We start from the raw sequence: 22541 nt of genomic DNA on the forward strand, positions 1-22541 counted from the left end.
AGGAAAATCCATTGGCTGGAAAAGAAGGTAGAGAATATCCGCTTGAGAGAACCAGAAACATTGGTATCATGGCTCATATCGATGCGGGTAAAACAACCCTGACTGAACGTATTCTTTATTATACAGGTGTCAACTACAAGATCGGTGATACTCATGAAGGTACTGCTACCATGGACTGGATGGAGCAGGAACAGGAAAGAGGTATCACGATCACATCAGCTGCAACAACATGTCACTGGACACTTGAGGAGAACTGCAAGCCGAAGCCAGGAGCACTTGAGCATCGTATCAACATCATTGATACACCTGGTCACGTAGACTTCACAGTAGAGGTTGAGCGTTCCCTGCGTGTACTTGATGGTGCCGTTGGTGTATTCTGTGCGAAGGGCGGTGTTGAGCCACAGTCCGAGAACGTATGGCGTCAGGCTGACACTTATAATGTACCGCGTATGGCATTCATCAATAAGATGGATATCCTGGGTGCAAATTTCTATGGCGCAGTAGAGCAGATCAAGACCCGTCTTGGTAAAAACGCTATCTGCCTGCAGCTGCCAATCGGAAAAGAAGATGATTTCAAGGGAATCATTGACTTATTCGAGATGAAAGCTTACATCTACAATGATGAGAAGGGTGATGATATTTCTATCATTGATATCCCGGACGACATGAAAGAAGATGCAGAGCTTTATCATACAGAACTGATCGAGAAGATCTGTGAGCTGGATGACGAATTAATGATGGAATATCTGGAAGGTGAGGAGCCGACTGTTGATAGACTGAAAGCTGTTCTGAGAAAAGCTACCTGTGAATGTACAGCTGTTCCGGTATGCTGTGGTTCCGCTTACAGAAACAAAGGTGTTCAGAAGCTTCTGGACGCTATCCTGGAGTATATGCCTGCTCCAACAGATATCCCGCCAATCGATGGTGTTGATATGGATGGAAACCCGACAGTAAGACATTCTTCTGATGAAGAGCCTTTCTCTGCTCTGGCTTTCAAGATCATGACAGACCCATTCGTTGGAAAACTTGCATACTTCCGTGTATATTCAGGAACAATGAATTCCGGATCTTATGTATACAACTCAACAAAAGGCAAAAAAGAGCGTGTTGGACGTATCCTTCAGATGCATGCCAACAAGCGTATGGAGCTGGACAAGGTTTACTCCGGTGATATCGCTGCAGCGATCGGATTCAAATTCACCACAACCGGTGACACGATCTGTGACGAGCAGCATCCTGTAATCCTTGAATCCATGGAATTCCCGGAGCCGGTTATCGAGCTGGCTATCGAGCCTAAGACAAAAGCTGGCCAGGGTAAACTTGGTGAGGCTCTTGCAAAGCTTGCTGAAGAGGATCCTACATTCCGTGCTCATACAAACCAGGAAACTGGACAGACAATCATTGCTGGTATGGGTGAGCTTCATCTGGAGATCATCGTTGACCGTCTGCTTCGTGAGTTCCACGTAGAAGCAAACGTAGGTGCTCCGCAGGTTGCTTACAAAGAGACAATCACCAAGGCAGTTGATGTAGACAGCAAGTATGCAAAGCAGTCTGGTGGTCGTGGACAGTATGGTCACTGTAAAGTTAAATTCGAGCCTATGGATGCCAACGGAGAAGAACTGTACAAGTTCGAGTCCACAGTTGTTGGTGGTGCTATTCCGAAGGAATACATTCCTGCAGTTGGCGAAGGTATCGAAGATGCTATGAAGGCTGGTATCCTTGGTGGATATCCGGTAGTCGGCGTTCATGCAAACGTATATGACGGTTCTTACCATGAAGTCGATTCTTCTGAGATGGCATTCCACATTGCCGGATCTCTTGCATTCAAAGATGCAATGCATAAGGCTGCACCGATCCTTCTTGAGCCTATCATGAAGGTAGAGGTAACAACACCTGAGGATTACATGGGTGATGTTATCGGTGATATCAACTCCCGTCGTGGACGTATCGAGGGTATGGAAGATATCGGCGGTGGCAAGATGATCCGTGGATATGTTCCGCTGTCTGAGATGTTCGGATATGCAACAGACCTGCGTTCAAGAACTCAGGGACGTGGTAACTACTCCATGTTCTTTGAGAAATACGAGCCGGTTCCAAAGAGCGTACAGGAAAAGATCCTTGCTCAGAAAGACTGACTCAGGACTGGTTACTGTAAACAGTAACTTGTATTTGATAAAATAAATAATGCTTGCAAATATCCTTGATTTGCAATATAATCAAGGATAGCAAGTTTAAAATCGAAATTGGAGCTCTGTATAGAAAGAGCCAATATTCAAGGAGGACGTTTTAAAATGGCAAAAGCTAAGTTTGAGAGAACAAAACCGCATTGTAACATTGGTACTATTGGACACGTTGACCATGGTAAAACAACTTTAACAGCAGCTATCACAAAAGTTCTTGCTGAAAGAGTTCCAGGAAACGTAGTAGAGAACTTCGAAGATATCGATAAAGCTCCAGAGGAAAGAGAGCGTGGTATCACAATTTCTACAGCACACGTTGAGTATCAGACAGAGAAGAGACATTATGCACACGTTGACTGCCCAGGACATGCTGACTACGTTAAGAACATGATCACTGGTGCAGCTCAGATGGATGGTGCTATCCTTGTTGTAGCAGCTACCGATGGTGTTATGGCTCAGACTAAAGAGCACGTTCTTCTTGCTCGTCAGGTTGGTGTTCCTTACATCGTTGTATTCATGAACAAATGTGATATGGTTGACGATGAAGAGCTTCTTGAGCTGGTTGAGATGGAGATTCGTGAGCTTCTTTCCGAGTATGACTTCCCAGGAGATGACATCCCGGTTATCAGAGGATCTGCTCTTAAAGCACTTGAGGATCCGAGCAGCGAGTGGGGCGATAAGATCATGGAGCTTATGGATGCTGTTGACAGCTACATTCCAGATCCACAGCGTGACACAGATAAGCCATTCGTTATGCCTGTAGAGGACGTATTCTCTATCACAGGACGTGGTACAGTTGCTACTGGTAGAGTAGAGGCTGGTGTTCTTCACGTATCTGAGGAAGTTGAGATCGTTGGTATTAAAGAAGAGACACGTAAAGTTGTTGTAACTGGTATCGAGATGTTCCGTAAATTACTGGATGAGGCTCAGGCTGGTGATAACATCGGTGCACTTCTTCGTGGTGTTCAGAGAAATGAGATCGAGCGTGGACAGGTTCTTGCTAAACCAGGAACAATTACATGCCATACAAAATTCACAGCTCAGGTTTACGTTCTGACAAAAGACGAGGGTGGCCGTCATACACCATTCTTCAACAACTATCGTCCACAGTTCTACTTCAGAACAACAGACGTTACAGGTGTTATCAACCTTCCAGAAGGAACAGAGATGTGCATGCCTGGAGATAACATCGAGATGACTATCGAGCTGATCCACCCAATCGCTATGAGCCAGGGTCTTACTTTCGCTATCCGTGAAGGTGGACGTACTGTTGGATCAGGACGTGTTGCTACAGTTATCGAATAATTTTAGCATAACATCTTAATATAAATATAGAGTACCGCAAGGTACATTGTGTCCAAACGTAAGATACCCCGGAACCGTAAGGTTTCCGGGGTTTTTCTGTTACATGAAAGATTTGAATACAGCTATAAAGAATAGCGAATAAATTAAGACAGGCAGGTATGGGAAGACTTTTATTTTCTTCGCATATCTGCCTGTGATACTGTTATGATACTATTTTTATTCGTTATTGGAAAAATTTTTTGCTAAAAGTTCATCTCGTTTACGAATTCGTGTTTCAAAATCCAGTTCTTCAATTTCTTTATACAGAGTTGAATCAGTGGATCAACCATGAAAAAAAGTGCTTGCAGAGCTTGTACGACAGCATGGAATTGAATGGGAGCAGAAAGCATTGGAAGAAAAACGACAAATGGAGCAAATGCCAAAAGAATGTATTCACGAAAGACTTGCCTGGGGAGCTAGAAAGAGCGAGATGGAGAATCAGCAGCGTAAGAAAAATAAAACAAAAAACAGAGGAATGGAACTTTAAGACTAAATAAAGAGGAGCGGGAGATTTCCTCCTGTTTTTATACATCATCGTCTTCATCTTCAATGGAATAGTCATTGAGTTCCGGGAAATCGAGAAATTCACTCAAGGTCATTCCAAATACATTGGCAATTTTATGAAGTGTCCTTACTTTGGGATTTTTGCTTTTGCCACGCAAGATATTGTCTATTGTAGATTGTTTCAATCCGGCTAACGTTGCCAGCTTGTTTATTGTAATTTTACGCTTTTTGCACAGTTGGCGGATTCGTAATGCATAAAGTTCAGAATAAGTCATGAGTTCACCTCTACATAATAAATAGTTACCTTTGCAAAGTTGAAAGTTGAAGTAATCATAGCAGAGAAAAAGGAAAAACTTACCTTTGCATAGTTGACTTAAAAAAGATAAAGTAATAAAATTACAATATTACCTATACAAAGGTAGCTACGATGTACAAATGCCTACTGTATTATAAAAATGATGCAGGAGGACAGGAAATGAAACAATATGCATATATCAGGGTATCTACAAAAGAGCAAAATATAGACAGGCAGATACTGGCATTAAAGCCATATCAGATTTCAAAGAAAAACATATATTGTGACTATCAGTCGGGTAAAGATTTTGAACGACCGGCTTATCAGAAATTGATGAAAAAATTAAAGAAGGGGGATTTGTTAATTATAAAAAGTATTGATCGGTTGGGGCGTAATTATAATGATATTCTGGTTCAGTGGCAGTACATAACCAAAGAGTTAAAAGCAGACATATTAGTACTGGATATGGAACTGCTGGATACCAGAAAAAAGACAGGAAATCTTACAGGAACATTAATAGCTGATCTGGTATTGCAGATCTTTGCTTATGTAGCACAGACAGAACGAGAATTTATCTGTCAGCGGCAGTCAGAAGGAATTGCAGCTGCAAAACAAAATGGTAAGAAATTTGGCCGACCTGAGAAAGAAATGCCAGATCAGTTTAAAGAGGTCTGCCGGAGATGTGAGTTAGGTGAACTATCAACGCGGCAGGCTGCAGAATTATTAGGGGTTAGTCATACAACTTTTTACCGAAGATACAGGAAAATAATTGGAGAAACTGTGTCGAATAGTAGACATTTTGGTACATCTGAGTAGAAGCATGAAAATGCGGTAAATACACCGTTTTTCATGCTTTTCTTGTGTTTTTGCCTTCTGCTTCGAGTATAGCATAGGCGTTTCTTAATGTCTGAGATTTGAAACGGGAGGGAAAGCGTATGAAAAAGAAAAAAATGGTAAGTATATTAATTTTGGTGTTGATATTAATATTTCCGTTAAATGTTTCAGCTACACAATCACGTACTGGAAATTTTAATAAATCATTTACTTTATCAGGGAATCAGGCCAATGATATATGTTCTGTTGCATTGGCACAATATCAAAGAACTGGTGCAATGTTTGGGTACACAGAAGGATGGTGCGCTGATTTCGTAAGTGACTGTGCAATATTAGCTGGAGCAAGTTCAGCAATTCCAGCATCTGGAGGTGTGTCGTATCTTAAACAAAATATTTTAAATGCAGGTGGACATGTAGTTTCTACACCGCAAGTTGGAGATATTGCTTTCATGGACTGGGGTGGTGGAGGAAATTATTATCATGTTGAGATTGTGTATGCAGTATCTGGTTCAACAGTATCAACAATAGGTGGTAATTCAGGAAGAAATACTTCAAGCAATTCAACATCTGAGGTTTGGAAACATGGACCATATGCTGTGAACCATAAATATTTTACATGCTTTGTAAGACCTAATTATGCATCCGAACCTAATAGCAAAGATCCTTTATCTATAAGCAATGTTCGGGTTTCAGATGTTAATTCAAATTCTTATAAGGTTTCTTGCAACATAGCAGGAAATGTCACAAAAGTTTTATTTCCAACCTGGCCATCGGCAGATGATAGTGGAAATCCTATATGGCATGAAGGAACAATAAGTGGTAATACAGCAAGCTGTGTTATAAGAAGAAGTGATCATGGAAATAAAAATGGAGATTATATATCTCACATATATATTTATGACTCAGCGGGAAATTCAACTTCAGCAGCAGCTCCTCTAGTTGTAATGGGAGATACTCAAGCACCAGTAATTAGCGATATAAGAGTATCAGAGATAAAAATGGATTCATTTACTGTTACTTGTAAAGTATATGATAATGGAGGGGTGACTTCAGTTAAATTTCCAACATGGCCATCAGCAGATGATAGTGGAAATCCTATATGGCATGATGGCACGATTAATGGAGATACGGCAAGTTGTGTAATTAAGAAAAGTGATCATGGAAATAAAACTGGATTGTATCTTACGCACATATATGCATATGATATGAATGGAAATATGACAGCAGGGCGGGCTCCTGGAGTTATTATAGGAGATACAGAACCACCCGTAATAGAAAATATTAAAATTATTGATGTTACAGAAGAAAGCTATACTATTACATGTACTGTAAAAGATAATAATAGTAGCGGTACAATATCCGTACGATTTCCAACCTGGCCATCGGCAGATGACAGCGGAAATCCTATATGGCATGAAGGTAGAGTAAATGGGGACACAGCAAGTTGTGTAATTAAAAAGAGTGACCATGGAAACAAAACAGGAACTTATATTTCTCATATATATGCATATGATGTGGTAGGAAATAGTTCATCTGCTGCAGCACCTGCAGTAGAATTAGGAAAAAAACATCAACATGAATACACCTTCACCATCAAGAAACCAGCCACCTGTACTGAACCTGGTATCCGGCTTTATACCTGCAAAGACAATGATGACAGTTACGAGGAAGAAATCCCAGCAACAGGACACCAGCATACCGAGTTGCGAAATGTAAAAGCAGCAACCTGTACTCAAGAAGGTTACACAGGAGACACTTACTGCAAGGATTGTAACACAAAACTTGGAGCCGGAAAATCAATAGCAAAGAAAGAACATACCTGGGACTCAGGAAAGATTACAACAGCAGCAACCTGTAACGGAAAAGGAATCAAGACATATACCTGTACAGGATGTAATGCAACAAGGACAGAAGAAATTCCATCAACAGGTCATCAGCATACTGAGTTACGAAATGTCAAAGCAGCAACTTGCGCTCAAGAAGGATACACAGGTGACGCTTACTGCAAGGATTGTAATACAAAACTTACTGCGGGAAAAGTCCTTCCGAAAACGGATCATACCTGGGACTCAGGAAAGATTACAACAGTAGCAACCTGTAGTGGAAAAGGAATCAAGACATACACCTGTACAGGATGTAACGCAACAAGGACAGAGGAAATCATGTCAACAGGTCATCAGCATACCGAGTTACGAAATGCAACAGTAGCAACCTGTGCTCAAGAAGGTTATACAGGTGATACCTACTGTAAGGACTGCAATACAAAACTGACATCCGGTAATGTAATTCCAAAAACGGATCATATCTGGGATTCTGGAAAAGTAACACAGAATGCAACATGTACCGCTAAAGGAATCAAAACATTCACATGCACAGTATGTAAATCCACAAGAATTGAAGAAATTCCTGCAACCGGACATGTAAATAAGATTACAAAATTTGCAAAAGAAGCTTCCTGTAAGTCAGAAGGATATACAGGTGATATTTACTGTCAGGATTGTGGTAAACTTTTAGAAGAAGGTCAGGTAATTCCAAAAGCAGATCATGTATGGAATAAGGGTGAAATTACAACACCAGCCACCTGTACTACCAAAGGTATCAAGACATATAGCTGTGCTTCTTGCGGAACAACTAAAACAGAAGCTATTGCAGCAACTGGTCATGGAGCAACAGAGATCAGAAATAAAAAAGATGCAACTACGACATCCGAAGGTTATACAGGAGATATTTACTGTACAATCTGTAATCAGAAGATAAGTTCAGGTAAGAAGATAGCAAAAATCACACCACAAACAGCAACTCCTGGAAAGACGATAAAGGACAAATCAACAAATGGGTTTTATAAAGTCCTTCAGGATGGAGTGAGTGTTGAGTTCACGAAACCTGTTTATAAGAAAGCATCTGTAAGAATTCCAGATACGATTAAAGTAAATGGAATCACTTGCAAAGTAACTGGTATATCAGCAAATGCATTTAAGAATAATAAATCACTTAAGTCTGTTACAATAGGAAGAAATGTTACTGTGATCGGAACAAACGCATTTTATGGATGTAAGAAGTTGAGCAAGGTAAGTGGCGGAAATAGAATCGTAAAGATTGGACACAGAGCATTTGCAAATTGCAACAGCCTGAGTAAAATAACAATTCCTGGATCTGTCAGAAGTATTGGAAAACAGGCATTCTGTAATTGTAAGAAACTCAGGAGCATTATAATTAATACAAGCACTCTGTCAGGTAAAACAGTAGGTTCAAAAGCTTTTGCAGGAACCTATAAAAAGCCAACTGTCAAAGTTCCGGCAAAACAGATGAAAACATATAAGAAGCTTTTAAAAGCGCGAGGTATGAGTTCAAAGGCAGTTTATAGAAAGTAAAGAAAATGCAGGCAGCTGGTTGAACAGTTGCCTGCAAAATAAAAAGCTTTTGACATATTTTATTTGTCGTGGTACTATGATTATAGAAAAAGAGTGCTACCGATAGACGGTTAGTCCGATATATGATGTGACAAAAATTGCCGCTTCAGTTTACCAGGCTTGGGCGGTTATTTTTGTGGTTTATGATTATCTTTGCCTAATGTATATCCGATACTAAAGCAGGTTAAGCCGAAGCTCACTACTGCTATGAAGTCAACAATACTCATTGGCTTAGCCCTCCTTTCCACTGGATTCCTTTACAGGTTTCTATGTAATCAGAGGGTCACAGTCCCTCTGGAGAAGGACTAACCGCCTACCGTTATGGTAGCACCCATGTTTCGATTATAACAGTTAAAAATTACCGGTGCAATATAAAGTTGGTAGAGTAGCATCTGTTAGCCGTGGAAGAGAATCTTTTCGACCAGGGCTTCCGGTGCCAAAACGGTGCCAAGAAATCAGGCAAATAAAAATACATGGTGCAAATCAGCCGTTTTTCACTATGTTTTGGAGAGAAAACCATAAAAAATAAGAAGTAAAATGGGATTAAAGTATCGTGAAGGTGGACGTACTGTAGGATCAGGACGTGTTGCTACAGTTATCGAGTAAGAATAACTAATTATATATAGAGTACCGAAAGGTACGTTGTGTCCAAGCGTAAGATACCCCAGAAACCTTGTGTTTCTGGGGTTTTTCTGTTACTTTCATTTCTATTTTACATTTCGGTTCAGTTATAAAAACAGATGGTAAACGGATGGTATTTCCTATAAAAAATTTCCAGAAAGATTCCCGTGACCCTATTTTGACCTTGTTTTTTTTCGGTTTTGAGAATATATGAGAATAGAACAGTTGAAAAAAAGTTCAATAATCAGAGCTTGCTTTGCTCACAGATATATTGAATGACAGTCTGTTTCGGTATTTTCCAATCCTTCCCTGATTTAAAAGCTTTTATTTTTCCGGTTCTTACAAGTCTGTAAGCCTGTGTGTTTCCAATCTTTAAAATTTCTGCCAATTCAAAAATGGTAAGAATGTCTTCGTATTGATTAAGCATTTTTGTGTATCTCCTTTAAATCAATATTGTTACCCCATGCAAACTGGATTATATTATCAATGCATGTTCGCCACTGTGAATTTATGAGAAAAGGAATAGTAGAAAAATAACTGATTGTGGATACAATAAAGTGTGCATGAAGGTAAGATTGATCTTCATGTATCGCATAGCAGACGGGATAATAGAAACCGATGCTTGTTGCAAGATGATCTAAAAATTCTGAAACAGATTCTGAACATTTTTTATCTTCAAAAGTAATCCAGAAGTGCTGAAGCTGTTGTGAGCAAGGCTCTTTTGGAATGATATTGCGAAGTTTGGTAAATTTCTTAACAGCTCCTTCAGCAGTAGGTGGCCAAATGCCATAACAAAACAGGGAACATGTATTATTGTGAGTGATGTAGTGGATAGCATTGGAAATGGCATCAGTATTGTTATATAGACTATCTTTTATAAACAAATTAGCTCTGCGCAAGGTAGTCCAACTCCTTTCTGATTTTTTCTTTTGAGTGTAGAGGAATGTTGGTATCCAGACATATTTTATTATAAATTGGAATAGAAACTGTAGATGCGGCAGTACAGCAGGATATTTAAAACGAGAAAGCTCTGGAAGAAAAGACAGATGGAACAAATGCCAAAGGGAAGTATTCACGAAAGATTGGCATGGGGAATAAAAAAGAGTGAGATGGAGAATCAGCAACGTAAGAAAAGTAAATCAAAAAACAGAGAAATGGAGAGATAAAATCATGGAAAAACACATTTATGATGAAAAGAACGGATTAAACTATACTTTGCATGGAGATTATTATTTGCCGGATTTGGCACTGAATGAAGAAGAACCGATATATGGTAAATATGAAATGCTGCGGAAACAGTTCCTGAAAGAGCATAGACCGGCACAATACCAGTATTTATTGATGACTGGGGAGCTGACGGCACATCTGAACCGAGCCGATCAGGAGGCCAGAGAGCAGGTAGAAACCTTGGTAAAGCAGATGGTGGAAAAACAGGGTGTGACGGAACAACTGAAAATGCAGGATCTGATGAAATGGGTTGGATTGATGAATAATATAAAGGCATGTGCGGAAGAAATTGCATTGAAAAATACGATATATATGTAGGTGGAAAAAGGCAGTCGAAAAGATCGCTTTTTCTGTTTTGTGTATATTGGAATAGTATTTTAAAATGAACTATGGTAGAATAAAGTAAAGACAAATCGAGAGCTTTTGGATAAAATTTTGAAAATTATCGAGGAAGTTACTATGAAAAAATGTAGATATTGTGGCAAAGAATTAGATAGTAATTTGGAATTTTGTAGCAGTGAGTGCGAAAACAGCTATAGAAAGATAATTGAAAAAGATAGACATAAAATTAAGTATTTCATTTCGGGCATTATTTTAGGGTTTTTAGCTATGTTTTATGGTGTTGTGTCAAGCTGCAATTGCATGATTGGAAGTGGAATTATAGTAATGGGGGTCACGGTTGTTTTGCTTCCATTTACTACTCCAGAAACAATTGCTTTATTTGGAAATAAAAAGGCGAGATTTATCGGAAGAATATTAGGTATGCTACTTATAGCGGTTGGGATATGGGTAGGGTTTATTTGATGACAACTTCAGTCTTTACAGCAAATTAATCAGAAGTTGAGAGGAGATCTCTGTAATGTTTATATTTTTATCTGTGTGTTCACTTTTAGTACCGTTATCTATGATTATATTGGGATATACGTGGAAAGATAAGCCTCCTAAAGATCGGCAGGGGAGTTCGGGATATCGAACTACTATGTCAAGGATGAATGATGAAACATGGAGATATGCACACAGGTGTTGGGGCTGGATAAACTTTGTTTTAGGAATCATCCTGGTGATACTATCAATTTTTATTTTGATTTTAACGAAAGATGATACAAACTTTGAAATGATTTCTGTTTATTTGGTGTTTTTATAATTAGGAATTATGGTGCTTACAATTATTCCGACAGAATTTTTGTTGCATAAGCATTTTACAAAGCAAGGAATGAAAAAATAGCTAACTTCCAATTGGCGGAAATGAAAATCGAAATTTAATGAACTCAACACAGTGAAGATACAGGAGGTTTTTATGAACTACGAATGAAAAATAACCGTATTGGAGACAAAGGTATTTCCGGAATTGCAGGAAAAGTATTGGGCTGATCCGAAATCAGGTCCGTGTCCTTGCTTCAAGGCGGGAGATACATTCTTTCTGAAAAGAACGCCTGAGCAGGATGACTTTTACCATCTAATGAACGGCAAATTCTGCGGCGAGGCATGGGATGCCATCAGCCGATATGTCTATGCGGCACTACAGGGTGGTTCCATTATGCGTAAGTGGACAAATGACGACAGAATGATGATTGCCTGCTGCAATGACGGCACACGCCCTGTTATCTTCAAAATAGAGCGGATTGATATTCCGGAAAACAAAGAAGAAAAGCAATGGTTGGAAAAGCAGAATTTTAAGAACACGGCAGATGATGCTTATACATGCTAACAACTTCAAGTTTTTGGAATCGACTGAAAGGAAGCATTATATGTTCTATATTGTTTTTGACTTTGCAATGGCAGTGATTATGTTTTTATTTGGAATATGGTTTTATAGGTCAAAGGGACAAGCATCTAAATTCTTGTCTGGTTATAATATGAAATCAGCAGAAGAACGAAAGAAATATGATGAAAATGCTATGTGTAAGGTGTATGGGAAAAGAATGATATTTATGTCAATTCCTTTTATTGCAGGAATGATTATAGGCATTTGGTATCCGGAAATCGGTTGTTTAATTGCATGGGCGATATGGTTTGTTATGTTTATTCAGTTGCTTATAGACAGACATAAAAGAGAAAGTTAATTTATAGAGGAATAGAATGTTTTCGAGGTGAAAATACCGTTAATTTGTTTTAGACATACGATGTCTGGTTGAAAATTAGCGAATTCTCGTTTTATGTCGTGGTAATTTTGGTGAATATTGGTAAGCTGTAAGTGGAAGAGAGGTAGAGACATGGATACAAAAAAGATTGGAACTTTTTTAAAGCAATGTCGTAAAGAAAAGAATCTTACACAAGAGCAGCTTGCTGAGAAGTTTGAGGTATCTGCAAGAACAGTTTCCAGATGGGAAACAGGAACAAATATGCCAGATCTTGCTATACTTGTTCAACTTGCTGAGTATTACGATGTTGAGATGAGAGAGCTCCTGGATGGAGAAAGGAGCCAGACTATGAATAAAGAGATGAAAGAAACACTGGACAAAGTTGCGGTGTATGAAGAATGGGTGAAACAAAAAGCATTAAAGACTGGAAATCTTGCATTTGCATCAATGTTTGTGATTAGTGTGTTAGCGATTATTATTCAGATGTTATTAACGGTGGATATTCGCTTGGTTTTAGGAGAGACTGCAACTGCCTTAGCAGGAGGAATCTTGTATGCATCTATTATGGTGTATAATGGAATATGGGATAAATGTTTGCTCCAAAGTGCTACTATATGGCGAGATTTTCTCACCAGTGTGATATGTGCAGGGATTTTTACAGTCATCTATGGTATATGTTTATTTAGAATGGGAGCTACAGAAACACAGATAACACGATTAGCATTGGGATTCTTGATTGGTATTACTATTGTGGCATTTATTATTCTTAGGCTCTTAGCATTTATTAATCGAAAAAGAAACCAGAACTCATCAAATGCCCAGGAGAGAAAAGAAACTTCCCCATCTAAGACAGAATGGACAAAAATTTATAATGCACAGAATACAGTAGAGACAGAACAACTTGTAGAAATGTTAAAGCAAAATGGAATAGCAGCTTTTTCTCAGGAAGCAGGTGCGAATGTTGCAATGCATGGGGCACCAGGATTTGGAATATATGGTGTGGATATATTTGTGAAAACCGATGATGCAGAGAAGGCAGTACAGTTGATCAAGGAGATTAATAACCAAGAATGAAGAAAATTTTTGACATTTTCACACATGCGTGCTAATATGATTATAGAAAAAGAGTGCTACCGATAGACGGTTAGTCCACATACTTAATTGATTAAAAATAACCGTTCAGTTTGCGAGGCTGGGGCGGTTATTTTTGTGTCTTGTTATTATCTTTGCCGAATGTGTATCCGGCACAAAAGCAGGTGATGCCGAAGCTCACGACTGCAATAAAGTCCACAATACTCATTGGCTTAGCCCTCCTTTCCAGTGGATTCTCTTTCGAGTTTCTATGTAATCAGAGGGTCACAGTCCCTCTGCTGAAGGACTAACCGCCTACCGTTATGGTAGCACCCATATTTCTGGTTTTTTTCTGTGTGCTTTCATTTCTATTTTACATTTCGGTTCAGTTATAAAAACAGCTGGTAAATGGATGGTACTTCATATAATAAATTTCCAGAAAGATTCCCGTGACTCTATTTTGACCTTGTTTTTTCGATTATGAGAATATATGAGAATAGAACAGTTGAAAAAGAATTCAATAACAGAGCTTGCTTTGCTAACAAATATATTGAATGACGGCCTGTTTCGGTATTTTAATATGGCATATTTCAAAAAGCCTGCTTGCAGTATTGCCATAGGACTTCAAGATACATGGGGTACTCCCGCTTTAAAAGCAGAAAGAAAGAAATATGTGCAACGCATTAGAAGAATTGGTAAATGAAGGCGTGGAAAGGGGCAGGCAAGAAGGAATCTCCGTCAATATTAAGGTATGCAAAAGATTTAATATGAGTAAGATAGATGTGATTCAGGGTATAATGAAAGACTTCTCAGTATCCGAAAAAGAAGCAAGAGAGTATGTGGAAATGTACTGGTAGAATAAATTTACACAAATAAGAGAAAAAGTAACTATATCTTTACATCATACAAAATTTGTGCAGGGGGCTGTCGGTAAATAAATAGACAGCCTCCATTTTTGTGCGCTGTATTACATATTCCCCAGAAGCATGCTGTTTAGCAGGTGAAGACCTGTGGCAGTACGAAAAATTTTCTGGAAAGCGTTTTCAATCATTTTTTTGCAGCTGATATAGCCTCCGGCAGGATTGCAGAGGTGCGCAGGAGAAGTATGTCATGCAATTGCATGACGCGCACCTCGCAGCAAGAATGCCGAGGCATTCTTGAATATCATAAAATCACTTGAAGTAGAAGAGAGATACACTATAAGACAAATATAAGACGAGTGAGAACAGGGATCCTGCGGATGGCGCAGGATTTTTAGGAAATTTGCTATGAAGAAAAGATTAAGCAATATAGATTTATAATTCGCAAAAAATACAAGGCCTTTTATGTAACCAAAGTGTACATGTTCCGAAAAAATGTATTGCTGTCACGTTAACGTGGTAGGGTATGTTTTTGATGCGGAGAAAGGAAAGGCCGTAATGAAAAAAGTAAATGAAGTAAGCAGACTAGCTGGTGTAAGCAGGAGAACACTTCAGTATTATGACGATGAGGGGGTGATTAAAGTGAAAAGAACGAAAAATAATTATCGTATGTATGATCAGATGGCATTAAGGAAATTATGGGAACTTATGATATATAAAGAAATGGGATGGGATTTAAAGTGTATCAAACAGATTTTACGAATGACCGAAGATAAGCGAGATAAGTGGATGTACTTAAAAATTCGGAAAAATAGAAATGAGATTTTAAAATTACAGCAACAAAACGAATTTATTATGTGGATAGCTGAAAATGGCATGCCGCCAATACCAGAGGAAAACAACGATAAAACTTATTTGGAGCAGATTAGTTTATTGAAAAATCGTGTTAGCTCAAGAAGGAATGAAAATTATATAAGCGATATAAATCAATTGAGAAAAAGACTTGATGAAGCATATCAGCAGCTTCAGTTAGGACAACTTCGATATGCAATATATGATACGGAACAGGTAATGAAGAAAGCCATGAAAATGCTAATTGAATGGGGCAATGGTGAGGAATGGGATGAAGACAATTTGATGACAAATATTAAAATATGCGAAAGGAGGAAGGAATTTGGAATGGAGTCTGGAATGATTCAAAAACTTAACAAGGTAAGATGTATATGTGAATATGCCAAAGAAATTTTTGAGGCAGATAAGTTGTTGGATTATGATAAGGTACGGTTTGCAATTATGCAGACAAAAGATCTACTGAATTATATTGAAAAGAAAATAACAGTATAAAAATATCGGAGCGTGCAGATAAGATAATAAAGAAAAAACACAGTTAAGCAGATTCGACAGGCTGCTTAACTGTGTACATGATGATAAAAAATTATTAAATAATAGGATGGAAATCAAATAATGTATTTACATCGCAATTCAGTATCTGACAGCAGGCCAACAGAAAAGATACGGTAGGATTTTGGGTACCTTTCTCAATACGGTTATAAGAATAGATGGAGATATCTAAGCCATATATTTGAAGTCTGGCAACCATGTCAGTCTGCTTGATTTTCATTGCCTTGCGCAGTACAGATATATTTTTTCCAATGTTAATATCTTTTACTTGAATAATTCGATCAATACTTTCTGCATTTTTCATAATTGCACCTCTTTGAAATATTGTAGACAGGATTGATGAAAAATAATTGCACGAGAATGCAATGAGTGATATTATAAAATAAACTACGCAAAGTATCTTTTATTAACAAATGTGCGTATGGTTTAACGGGATTTTAATTGGAAAGAAGGAATTGACATGGAGAAAAAATGCCCGGTATGTGGCGCTGCTATGGAGGAAGACATGTGCAGCTATTGTGGATACACGGAGAAGGAGAACATACAGGAATCTGTTTACTCGGAAAAACTACCAGAAAATGAAATAACATATGGAATCAGCCAGAAAAATAAAACGACAGCATTGCTGCTATGCATATTCCTGGGAGGGCTTGGAGTACATAGGTTTTATGTTGGAAAAGCAGGAACTGGAGTTCTTTATTTATGTACTGGAGGGGTACTGGGTATAGGGTGGATTATAGATATTGTACGCATAGCGACAGGATCTTTCAGAGACGAATTTGATTTGCTTTTACAATAATAGGGGGAAACTATGGGATTTTGGGATACTATAAAAGATCAGTTTCTGGATGTGATCGAATATGAGGATGAAAGCAATAAGCTTTTGGTCATGAAATTCAATCGGGAAAGTGGAAATAATGAATTAAAGCAAGGATCGAAGGTGATTGTAAGGGAAAGTCAGTGCGCTGTATTCCTAAAAGGTGGTAAGCTGGCAGATATTCTTACACCAGGGACATATTCATTAAATACAGAGAATTTTCCGGTATTAACAAAATTGAAAGCCTTTCCTTATTTATTTGTGTCACCAGTGATCGCAGATGTGTATTTTGTTAGTACACGTCAGTTTATTGATAATAAATGGATCACAAAAACACCAATTTTGAAAAGAGATAAGGATTTTCAGGTTGCTCGAATTAGAGCCACTGGAAAGTTTGCATTCAAGATCAAAGATGTATCACTTTTTATGAAAGAAATATTTGGAACAAGAGGAATTGTGATGACCTTTGATATTATTGAATATTTGTCCTCAATGGTAACAGAAATATTTGCAGATACAATTGGCAAGGCTGAGGTATCTGTTTTAGAATTAGCGGCAGACTATCGGAAATTAGCGTCTGATATGCAGGACAAGCTAAACGAGCAGATGAAAGAAACCGGAATTCTATTTAATAACGTAATTATTGAAAGCATTTCTCTTCCAGAAACGGTTGAAAAATTGATAGATGAACAATCTGGAATTGGGATTACAAAAAATGATATGGACTCTTTTATGCAATATCAAACCGCCAGGGCTATGAGAGATGCAGTGAAACAGGAAGGAGGTCTGGCTGGATTGGGGGCAGGAGTTGCATTTGGCAATACGATAGTAAAAAATGTTCAAGATATGACAGGTCGAAACAGTGAGACAAAAAGCAGGGTAGATTTATTGCGAGAACTAAAAAGTCTGCTGGACGACAACATTCTGACCCAGGAAGAATTTGAAATAGAAAAAAAACGTATTTTGAACGCAGATCGCGAAGCGACTGCGTTCATGAGCAAGTAGCGAAGCGGATTGCGAATGCCCGCTTTACTAATGAAAAGTAATAATTTTAAGTAATCAAAGGGAGGAACGGAATATGTCTAAGAAACAAAAAATGGTATTATGTAGGAATTGTAATACACCAATTCCCAAAAAGGCAAAGATTTGCCCATCATGCGGGGCACGGAATAAGAAACCCTTTTATAAGCATTTTTGGTTTTTTGTATTAATTCTTGTGGTTGCAATCGGGGGATATACAAAATTAAATAACTTAAAAGAAGAGAAATTTGATTGGGAGGAAATACAGTTATGTGATCAATTACCTAAACCAAAATCAAAAACAGGAGAGATCATCAGTAACAGTAGTGATGGCTTCAAACTGGAAGTGAATAAGGTTAAGGGAAGTGATTATAAAAAATATATTGAACAATGTCAGGATATGGGCTATACCATAGACATTAATACATCAGGAAATGATTTTACTGCATTTGATGAAAATGGATATGAGGTGGAGTTACATCTTTATGATGATACAATGCGAATAGAATTATCTGCACCGATCGAAATGGGAAATCTGAATTGGCCTAAGAGTGAAATTGCAAATTTACTTCCAATGCCCGCATCTACTATTGGTAAGGTGACCAGAGATGATACAACAGGCTGCTATATTTATGTTGGCGAAACTTCCATTGATGATTTTGGTACTTATGAGGACCAATGCGCAGAAAAAGGATTTTCTGTTGATTATGAGAAGGGGGATAGATATTATACAGCAGATGATGCAGCTGGAAATAGTTTATCTCTGACTTATGTGGGAAATAATGTAATGACCATTGAACTTAATAAAGCCAGCGAAACACATGCTACTGATACAACAGATCAGGTAACTTCAGCACCTGAGCAAGCATCAGATGTTACGATTGAAACTGAGCAAGAAACAGAAGCAGATAATTCGAATTCTCAGGATAGTGCAGAGCTGGTGGATGGAATGCATTCTGATTTTAAGCAGGCAATGGACAGCTATGAAGAATTTATGAACCAATATTGTGACTTTATGGATAAGTATGAAAAGTCCAATGGAGCAGATCCAACATTGGTAATTGAATATGCAGATTATGTAGCAAAGTATGCACAGGCAATGAAAGATTTTGAGGCATGGGAGAGTAAGAACTTAAATGCAACAGAAGCAGCATATTATCTGGATGTACAAACACGCATTAATCAAAAACTGGCAAAATTTATTCAGTAAAAATAGTATAGGTTTTATAAATTTCCTCCATATCAGCTTGGAAAATATGTTATACTCTATCATAAGAAAGAGGAATGACTGTCCTAATATCATGGACAGCCATTTTCTGTGACAGAATAAAGAAAGATGAGGATGAGGAGATATGAACCGATATACAGATTACATCATGGAGACAGCGAAGAGACTGCTGGCGATACCAAGCCCAAGTGGATTTACCCACATGGCAGCAGACTTTGTGAAGCAAGAGCTGGAAGAAATGGGATATTCCCCGGAGCTTACCAATAAAGGCGCTGTCAGGGTGAATCTTGGAGGAAAAACAAAGGATAACAGCATTATGCTGGCAGCTCATATGGACACATTGGGAGCTATGGTTACAGAGATCAAAAGTAATGGAAGGCTGAAGCTGACTAATGTGGGAGGAATGAATGCGAATAATGCAGAAGCAGAGAACTGCAGAGTTTTTACAAGGAACGGAAGTCAATATGACGCAACATTTCAGCTGACGGACGCTTCTATCCATGTAAATGGTGAATACAGCGATACAAAGCGTACTTATGACACAATGGAGGCCATTTTGGATGAACTGGTACATTCCAAAGAGGATGTGGAAAAGCTGGGTGTAATGCCAGGGGATTTTGTATGTTTTGATCCTAGAACCAAAGTGACAGACAGTGGATTTATCAAGAGTCGCTTCCTAGATGATAAATTCAGTACAGCTATCCTTTTGGGGTTCGCAAAATATTTGAAGGAAGAGAATGTATTGCCGGAAAGAACGGTATATCTGCTGATTACGTCTTATGAAGAAGTAGGACATGGCGGATGCGCTTCCATTCCAGAGGATGTTACAGAGATGATTTCTGTAGATATGGGCTGCGTGGGAGAAGGGCTTGGCTGTGATGAGACTATGGTTTCCATCTGCGCTAAGGATAGTGTAGGACCTTATGATTATCAGGTGGTTACTGGCCTTGTTAATGCCGCAAAAGCCCATCAGATCAATTTTGCTGTTGATGTGTACCCACATTATGGGTCTGATGTAGATGCGGCTTTAAAGGCCGGCTACGATCTGAAACATGGCCTGATCGGACCGGGAGTATATGCGTCCCATGGATATGAGCGTTCCCACAGAAAAGGGGCTGAGAATACATTAAAGCTTCTTACCGCGTATTTATTGTAAAAGGCTATAAACCAATATAAAGATGCTGGATCCCTGGCATCATATCAATAAAAAAGTCCCCGGAGTAGTTTTCTGGTCTGATATATCGCTGACCAGAAAGTTGCTTCCAGGGATTTTTATAATATAATATTTATTTTATAATCTGATTCAGGATCAGTCGTCTTCCATTACTTCTTTTTTAGAAGATTCAAACTGATAATCATTGCCAGGAAGGATGGCGTTTAATGCAATACCAGCGATTGCTGCGAGAGCAAGTCCTGTCAGGGTGATGTGTGCACCTGCAACAGTAAAGGCAAGACCATTAGAGAAGCCAAGGCCGCAGACAAGGATCACTGCTGTGATCACCAGGTTACGTGATTTGGTCAGGTCCACCTTATTCTCTACCACATTACGAATACCCACTGCTGAGATCATTCCGTAAAGGATGAAGCTGATGCCACCGATGATAGCAGACGGAAGGGAGCCAATGAGCTCTGAAACCTTTGGAATAAAACTGAGGATCACTGCGTATATGGCTGCCAGACGGATGACCTTTGGATCATACACACGGCTGAGCGCAAGAACACTGGTATTCTCTCCGTAAGTAGTATTAGCAGGACCGCCTACAAAGCCTGCCAGGGCAGTTGCAAGACCGTCTCCAAGGAGTGTACGGTGAAGTCCTGGATCCTCGATGTAGTTGCGGTTTACAGTAGCAGAAATAGCTGAAATATCACCTACGTGTTCCATCATGGAAGCAATGGCAATCGGTGCCATAGCAAGGATTGAGGTCAGGTTAAATTTGCAAAGAAAGAATTTTGGTACACCTACAATAGGAGCAGATGCAACACCTGCAAAGCTGAGAATAGCACTTCCGTCTGCATTGGTCATTCCGCATGCATTCATGATCAGGGCAGCGATGTAAGAAACAATGATACCCATCAGAATAGGGATAATACGGAACATTCCAACACCCCAGATATTAAAGAAGATAATGGTGGCAAGTGCGATTAATGCAAGGATCCAGTTCTGGGATGCGTTGTTGATAGCAGAAGGAGTGAGGCTAAGTCCGATACAGATGATGATTGGTCCTGTAACAACCGGTGGAAGGTAACGCATAACACGTTTAACGCCGATCAGCTTGATGATCAGTGCAAGCACAAGGTAAAGAAGACCTGCAACAACTACGCCGCCACATGCATAAGGAAGCTTTTCACCATAGCTCATATTTTTGAAAATACCGGTATCAAGCTCTGCAACTGTGGAAAAGCCTCCAAGAAATGCGAAAGATGAGCCAAGAAAAGCGGGAACCTTCATCTTTGTAAGAACGTGGAATAAAAGAGTACCGAAACCTGCACAGAAAAGAGTAACCTGAACAGTAAGTCCTTCTCCGTGGAAGTAGTTATTCACCAGGATGGGTACCACAATGGTGGCGCCAAACATAGCGAACATGTGCTGAAGTCCCAGGATAAGCATCTGGGGGATACCAAGCTTTCTGGCATCGTAGATTCCTTCGATTCTGAATTTCATAAATCCTCCTATCTGCCCTGTATATGGGCATAAAGGTACAGAGAAAAGCCATAATATATGTATGGCAATCTGTCCTTCCTTATAAAGTATGATGCGTCTGCCGCCGGACAGGCCTACGGCAACTGTGTGTATTATAAAGGATACGGCAATATTTTACAATGATTGACTTTATATGAAAAGTGAGGTAAGATTTTATCAGTATTCCCAAGACAATGTACAGCTGCAAGAGGAGCTGTACCGGATAAAACCATGGAGGTAAAACAGAGAAAATGGAGAACGTATTTATTATGGATCACCCGCTGATCCAACACAAGATTTCGATTATCCGCAATAAAAATACAGGAACAAATGAGTTCCGTAAGCTGATCGAAGAGATTGCTATCCTGATGGGATATGAAGCACTTCGTGATCTTCCTCTGGAGGACGTTACGGTTGAAACCCCTATTGAGACATGTCAGTCTCCGATGATCTCCGGCAAGAAGCTGGCAGTTGTACCTGTACTTCGTGCAGGCCTTGGGATGGTAAATGGCATCACAACGCTTGTCCCATCTGCAAAGATCGGTCATATTGGACTTTATCGTGATCCTGTGACTCATGAGCCTCACGAATATTACTGCAAGCTTCCGGATCCTATTGAGCAGAGACAGATCGTTCTGGTAGATCCTATGCTTGCCACAGGCGGTTCTGCAGTGGCAGCCGTTGACTTTATCAAACAGCATGGTGGAAAGAATATTAAATGCATGTTTATTATCGCAGCTCCGGAGGGAATGGAAAGGCTTCACAAAGCACATCCGGATGTGCAGATATATATTGGGCATCTTGATCGTGAACTTAATGAGAATGCTTATATCTGCCCGGGACTGGGAGATGCGGGAGATCGTATTTTCGGAACTAAATAAGAGTGCTTATAACTGTTCAGTATTTTTACAGTTGCGAGCAATTAATAAAAAAGGACTGGAGCACATCCAGGATCTCAGGTCATATAC

General features: G+C 39.1%; 23 protein-coding genes. 18 read left to right on the plus strand and 5 right to left on the minus strand.

What is annotated here, in order from left to right; genetic code table 11:
- Nucleotides 1-11 precede the first annotated feature (11 nt).
- The 3 genes from fusA to AB5916_RS04790 all read left to right on the plus strand — a co-directional run bounded on the left by fusA (nucleotide 12) and on the right by AB5916_RS04790 (nucleotide 4011).
- Nucleotides 12-2135: an elongation factor G gene (gene fusA, locus AB5916_RS04780; protein WP_368189495.1), complete on the plus strand. Its 2124-nt coding sequence runs from the start codon at nucleotides 12-14 to the stop codon at nucleotides 2133-2135.
- Nucleotides 2136-2291: 156 nt separating this feature from the next.
- Nucleotides 2292-3485 (plus strand): elongation factor Tu, encoded by a 1194-nt coding sequence (gene tuf / locus AB5916_RS04785; protein ID WP_158421490.1) that lies wholly within the window; start codon nucleotides 2292-2294, stop codon nucleotides 3483-3485.
- 388 nt (nucleotides 3486-3873) lie between these two features.
- Nucleotides 3874-4011: a hypothetical protein gene (locus tag AB5916_RS04790; protein WP_368189498.1), complete on the plus strand. Its 138-nt coding sequence runs from the start codon at nucleotides 3874-3876 to the stop codon at nucleotides 4009-4011.
- Between the two features lie 37 nt (nucleotides 4012-4048).
- Here AB5916_RS04790 and AB5916_RS04795 read toward each other — a convergent pair whose 3' ends face one another.
- Complete coding sequence (locus AB5916_RS04795; RefSeq protein WP_368189500.1) at nucleotides 4049-4303, minus strand: helix-turn-helix domain-containing protein; 255 nt, start codon at nucleotides 4301-4303, stop codon at nucleotides 4049-4051.
- 200 nt (nucleotides 4304-4503) lie between these two features.
- Here AB5916_RS04795 and AB5916_RS04800 point away from each other — a divergent pair, with 200 nt between their 5' ends.
- Nucleotides 4504-5139, plus strand: a complete 636-nt coding sequence (locus AB5916_RS04800; RefSeq protein ID WP_368189502.1) for a recombinase family protein — start codon at nucleotides 4504-4506, stop codon at nucleotides 5137-5139.
- A 119-nt stretch (nucleotides 5140-5258) separates the two neighbouring features.
- A complete protein-coding gene (locus tag AB5916_RS04805) occupies nucleotides 5259-8528 on the plus strand; it encodes a GBS Bsp-like repeat-containing protein (protein ID WP_368189504.1) in 3270 nt (1089 codons plus the stop codon).
- Nucleotides 8529-9432: 904 nt separating this feature from the next.
- Here the strand turns inward: AB5916_RS04805 and AB5916_RS04810 are convergent.
- Nucleotides 9433-9615 carry a helix-turn-helix domain-containing protein gene (locus AB5916_RS04810; RefSeq protein ID WP_368189506.1) on the minus strand — a complete coding sequence of 61 codons (183 nt, stop codon included), beginning with the start codon at nucleotides 9613-9615 and terminating at the stop codon, nucleotides 9433-9435.
- Nucleotides 9608-10087, minus strand: coding sequence for a hypothetical protein (locus tag AB5916_RS04815; protein ID WP_368189507.1), 480 nt, complete (start codon nucleotides 10085-10087; stop codon nucleotides 9608-9610). The genes AB5916_RS04810 and AB5916_RS04815 overlap by 8 nt, the downstream gene beginning before the upstream one ends.
- A 271-nt stretch (nucleotides 10088-10358) precedes the next feature.
- Between AB5916_RS04815 and AB5916_RS04820 the strand changes: the two genes are divergently transcribed.
- The 8 genes from AB5916_RS04820 to AB5916_RS04855 all read left to right on the plus strand — a co-directional run bounded on the left by AB5916_RS04820 (nucleotide 10359) and on the right by AB5916_RS04855 (nucleotide 15771).
- Nucleotides 10359-10733, plus strand: a complete 375-nt coding sequence (locus AB5916_RS04820) for a TnpV protein (protein WP_368189510.1) — start codon at nucleotides 10359-10361, stop codon at nucleotides 10731-10733.
- A 105-nt stretch (nucleotides 10734-10838) separates the two neighbouring features.
- Nucleotides 10839-11219, plus strand: coding sequence for a DUF2116 family Zn-ribbon domain-containing protein (locus tag AB5916_RS04825; protein ID WP_368189512.1), 381 nt, complete (start codon nucleotides 10839-10841; stop codon nucleotides 11217-11219).
- Between the two features lie 100 nt (nucleotides 11220-11319).
- Nucleotides 11320-11559 (plus strand): SdpI family protein, encoded by a 240-nt coding sequence (locus tag AB5916_RS04830; protein ID WP_368189609.1) that lies wholly within the window; start codon nucleotides 11320-11322, stop codon nucleotides 11557-11559.
- 180 nt (nucleotides 11560-11739) lie between these two features.
- Nucleotides 11740-12123 carry a TIGR04076 family protein gene (locus tag AB5916_RS04835; protein ID WP_368189514.1) on the plus strand — a complete coding sequence of 128 codons (384 nt, stop codon included), beginning with the start codon at nucleotides 11740-11742 and terminating at the stop codon, nucleotides 12121-12123.
- Nucleotides 12124-12163: 40 nt separating this feature from the next.
- Nucleotides 12164-12478, plus strand: coding sequence for a DUF3784 domain-containing protein (locus AB5916_RS04840; RefSeq protein WP_368189515.1), 315 nt, complete (start codon nucleotides 12164-12166; stop codon nucleotides 12476-12478).
- 150 nt (nucleotides 12479-12628) lie between these two features.
- Nucleotides 12629-13570, plus strand: a complete 942-nt coding sequence (locus tag AB5916_RS04845; RefSeq protein WP_368189517.1) for a helix-turn-helix domain-containing protein — start codon at nucleotides 12629-12631, stop codon at nucleotides 13568-13570.
- A gap of 668 nt (nucleotides 13571-14238) precedes the next feature.
- Nucleotides 14239-14424: a hypothetical protein gene (locus AB5916_RS04850; protein WP_368189518.1), complete on the plus strand. Its 186-nt coding sequence runs from the start codon at nucleotides 14239-14241 to the stop codon at nucleotides 14422-14424.
- Between the two features lie 561 nt (nucleotides 14425-14985).
- A complete protein-coding gene (locus AB5916_RS04855; protein WP_368189520.1) occupies nucleotides 14986-15771 on the plus strand; it encodes a MerR family transcriptional regulator in 786 nt (261 codons plus the stop codon).
- 94 nt (nucleotides 15772-15865) lie between these two features.
- Here the strand turns inward: AB5916_RS04855 and AB5916_RS04860 are convergent, their stop codons facing one another.
- Nucleotides 15866-16132 (minus strand): helix-turn-helix domain-containing protein, encoded by a 267-nt coding sequence (locus AB5916_RS04860; protein ID WP_173728800.1) that lies wholly within the window; start codon nucleotides 16130-16132, stop codon nucleotides 15866-15868.
- A gap of 156 nt (nucleotides 16133-16288) precedes the next feature.
- Between AB5916_RS04860 and AB5916_RS04865 the strand changes: the two genes are divergently transcribed.
- From AB5916_RS04865 to AB5916_RS04880, 4 genes are all read left to right on the plus strand, one after another.
- Nucleotides 16289-16627 carry a TM2 domain-containing protein gene (locus tag AB5916_RS04865; protein ID WP_368189522.1) on the plus strand — a complete coding sequence of 113 codons (339 nt, stop codon included), beginning with the start codon at nucleotides 16289-16291 and terminating at the stop codon, nucleotides 16625-16627.
- A 12-nt stretch (nucleotides 16628-16639) separates the two neighbouring features.
- Nucleotides 16640-17650 (plus strand): SPFH domain-containing protein, encoded by a 1011-nt coding sequence (locus AB5916_RS04870; protein WP_368189524.1) that lies wholly within the window; start codon nucleotides 16640-16642, stop codon nucleotides 17648-17650.
- Nucleotides 17651-17723: 73 nt separating this feature from the next.
- On the plus strand, nucleotides 17724-18875 hold the full coding sequence (locus AB5916_RS04875) for a DUF6591 domain-containing protein (protein WP_368189525.1): 1152 nt from the start codon (nucleotides 17724-17726) through the stop codon (nucleotides 18873-18875).
- 142 nt (nucleotides 18876-19017) lie between these two features.
- Entirely contained in the window at nucleotides 19018-20049 is a 1032-nt protein-coding gene (locus tag AB5916_RS04880) for a M42 family metallopeptidase (RefSeq protein WP_368189526.1), read from the plus strand.
- 153 nt (nucleotides 20050-20202) lie between these two features.
- Here the strand turns inward: AB5916_RS04880 and AB5916_RS04885 are convergent, their stop codons facing one another.
- The gene (locus AB5916_RS04885) at nucleotides 20203-21555 is read right to left on the minus strand and encodes a uracil-xanthine permease family protein (RefSeq protein WP_368189528.1); all 1353 of its coding nucleotides are present in this window, start codon (nucleotides 21553-21555) and stop codon (nucleotides 20203-20205) included.
- Between the two features lie 269 nt (nucleotides 21556-21824).
- Here AB5916_RS04885 and upp point away from each other — a divergent pair, with 269 nt between their 5' ends.
- Nucleotides 21825-22454: a uracil phosphoribosyltransferase gene (gene upp, locus AB5916_RS04890; RefSeq protein ID WP_158421934.1), complete on the plus strand. Its 630-nt coding sequence runs from the start codon at nucleotides 21825-21827 to the stop codon at nucleotides 22452-22454.
- Nucleotides 22455-22541: the final 87 nt, after the last annotated feature.

It is taken from the genome of Blautia sp. 1033sp1_1033st1_G9_1033SCRN_220408 (assembly GCF_040929965.1).
Taxonomy (GTDB): Bacteria; Bacillota; Clostridia; order Lachnospirales; family Lachnospiraceae; genus Blautia_A; species Blautia_A ammoniilytica.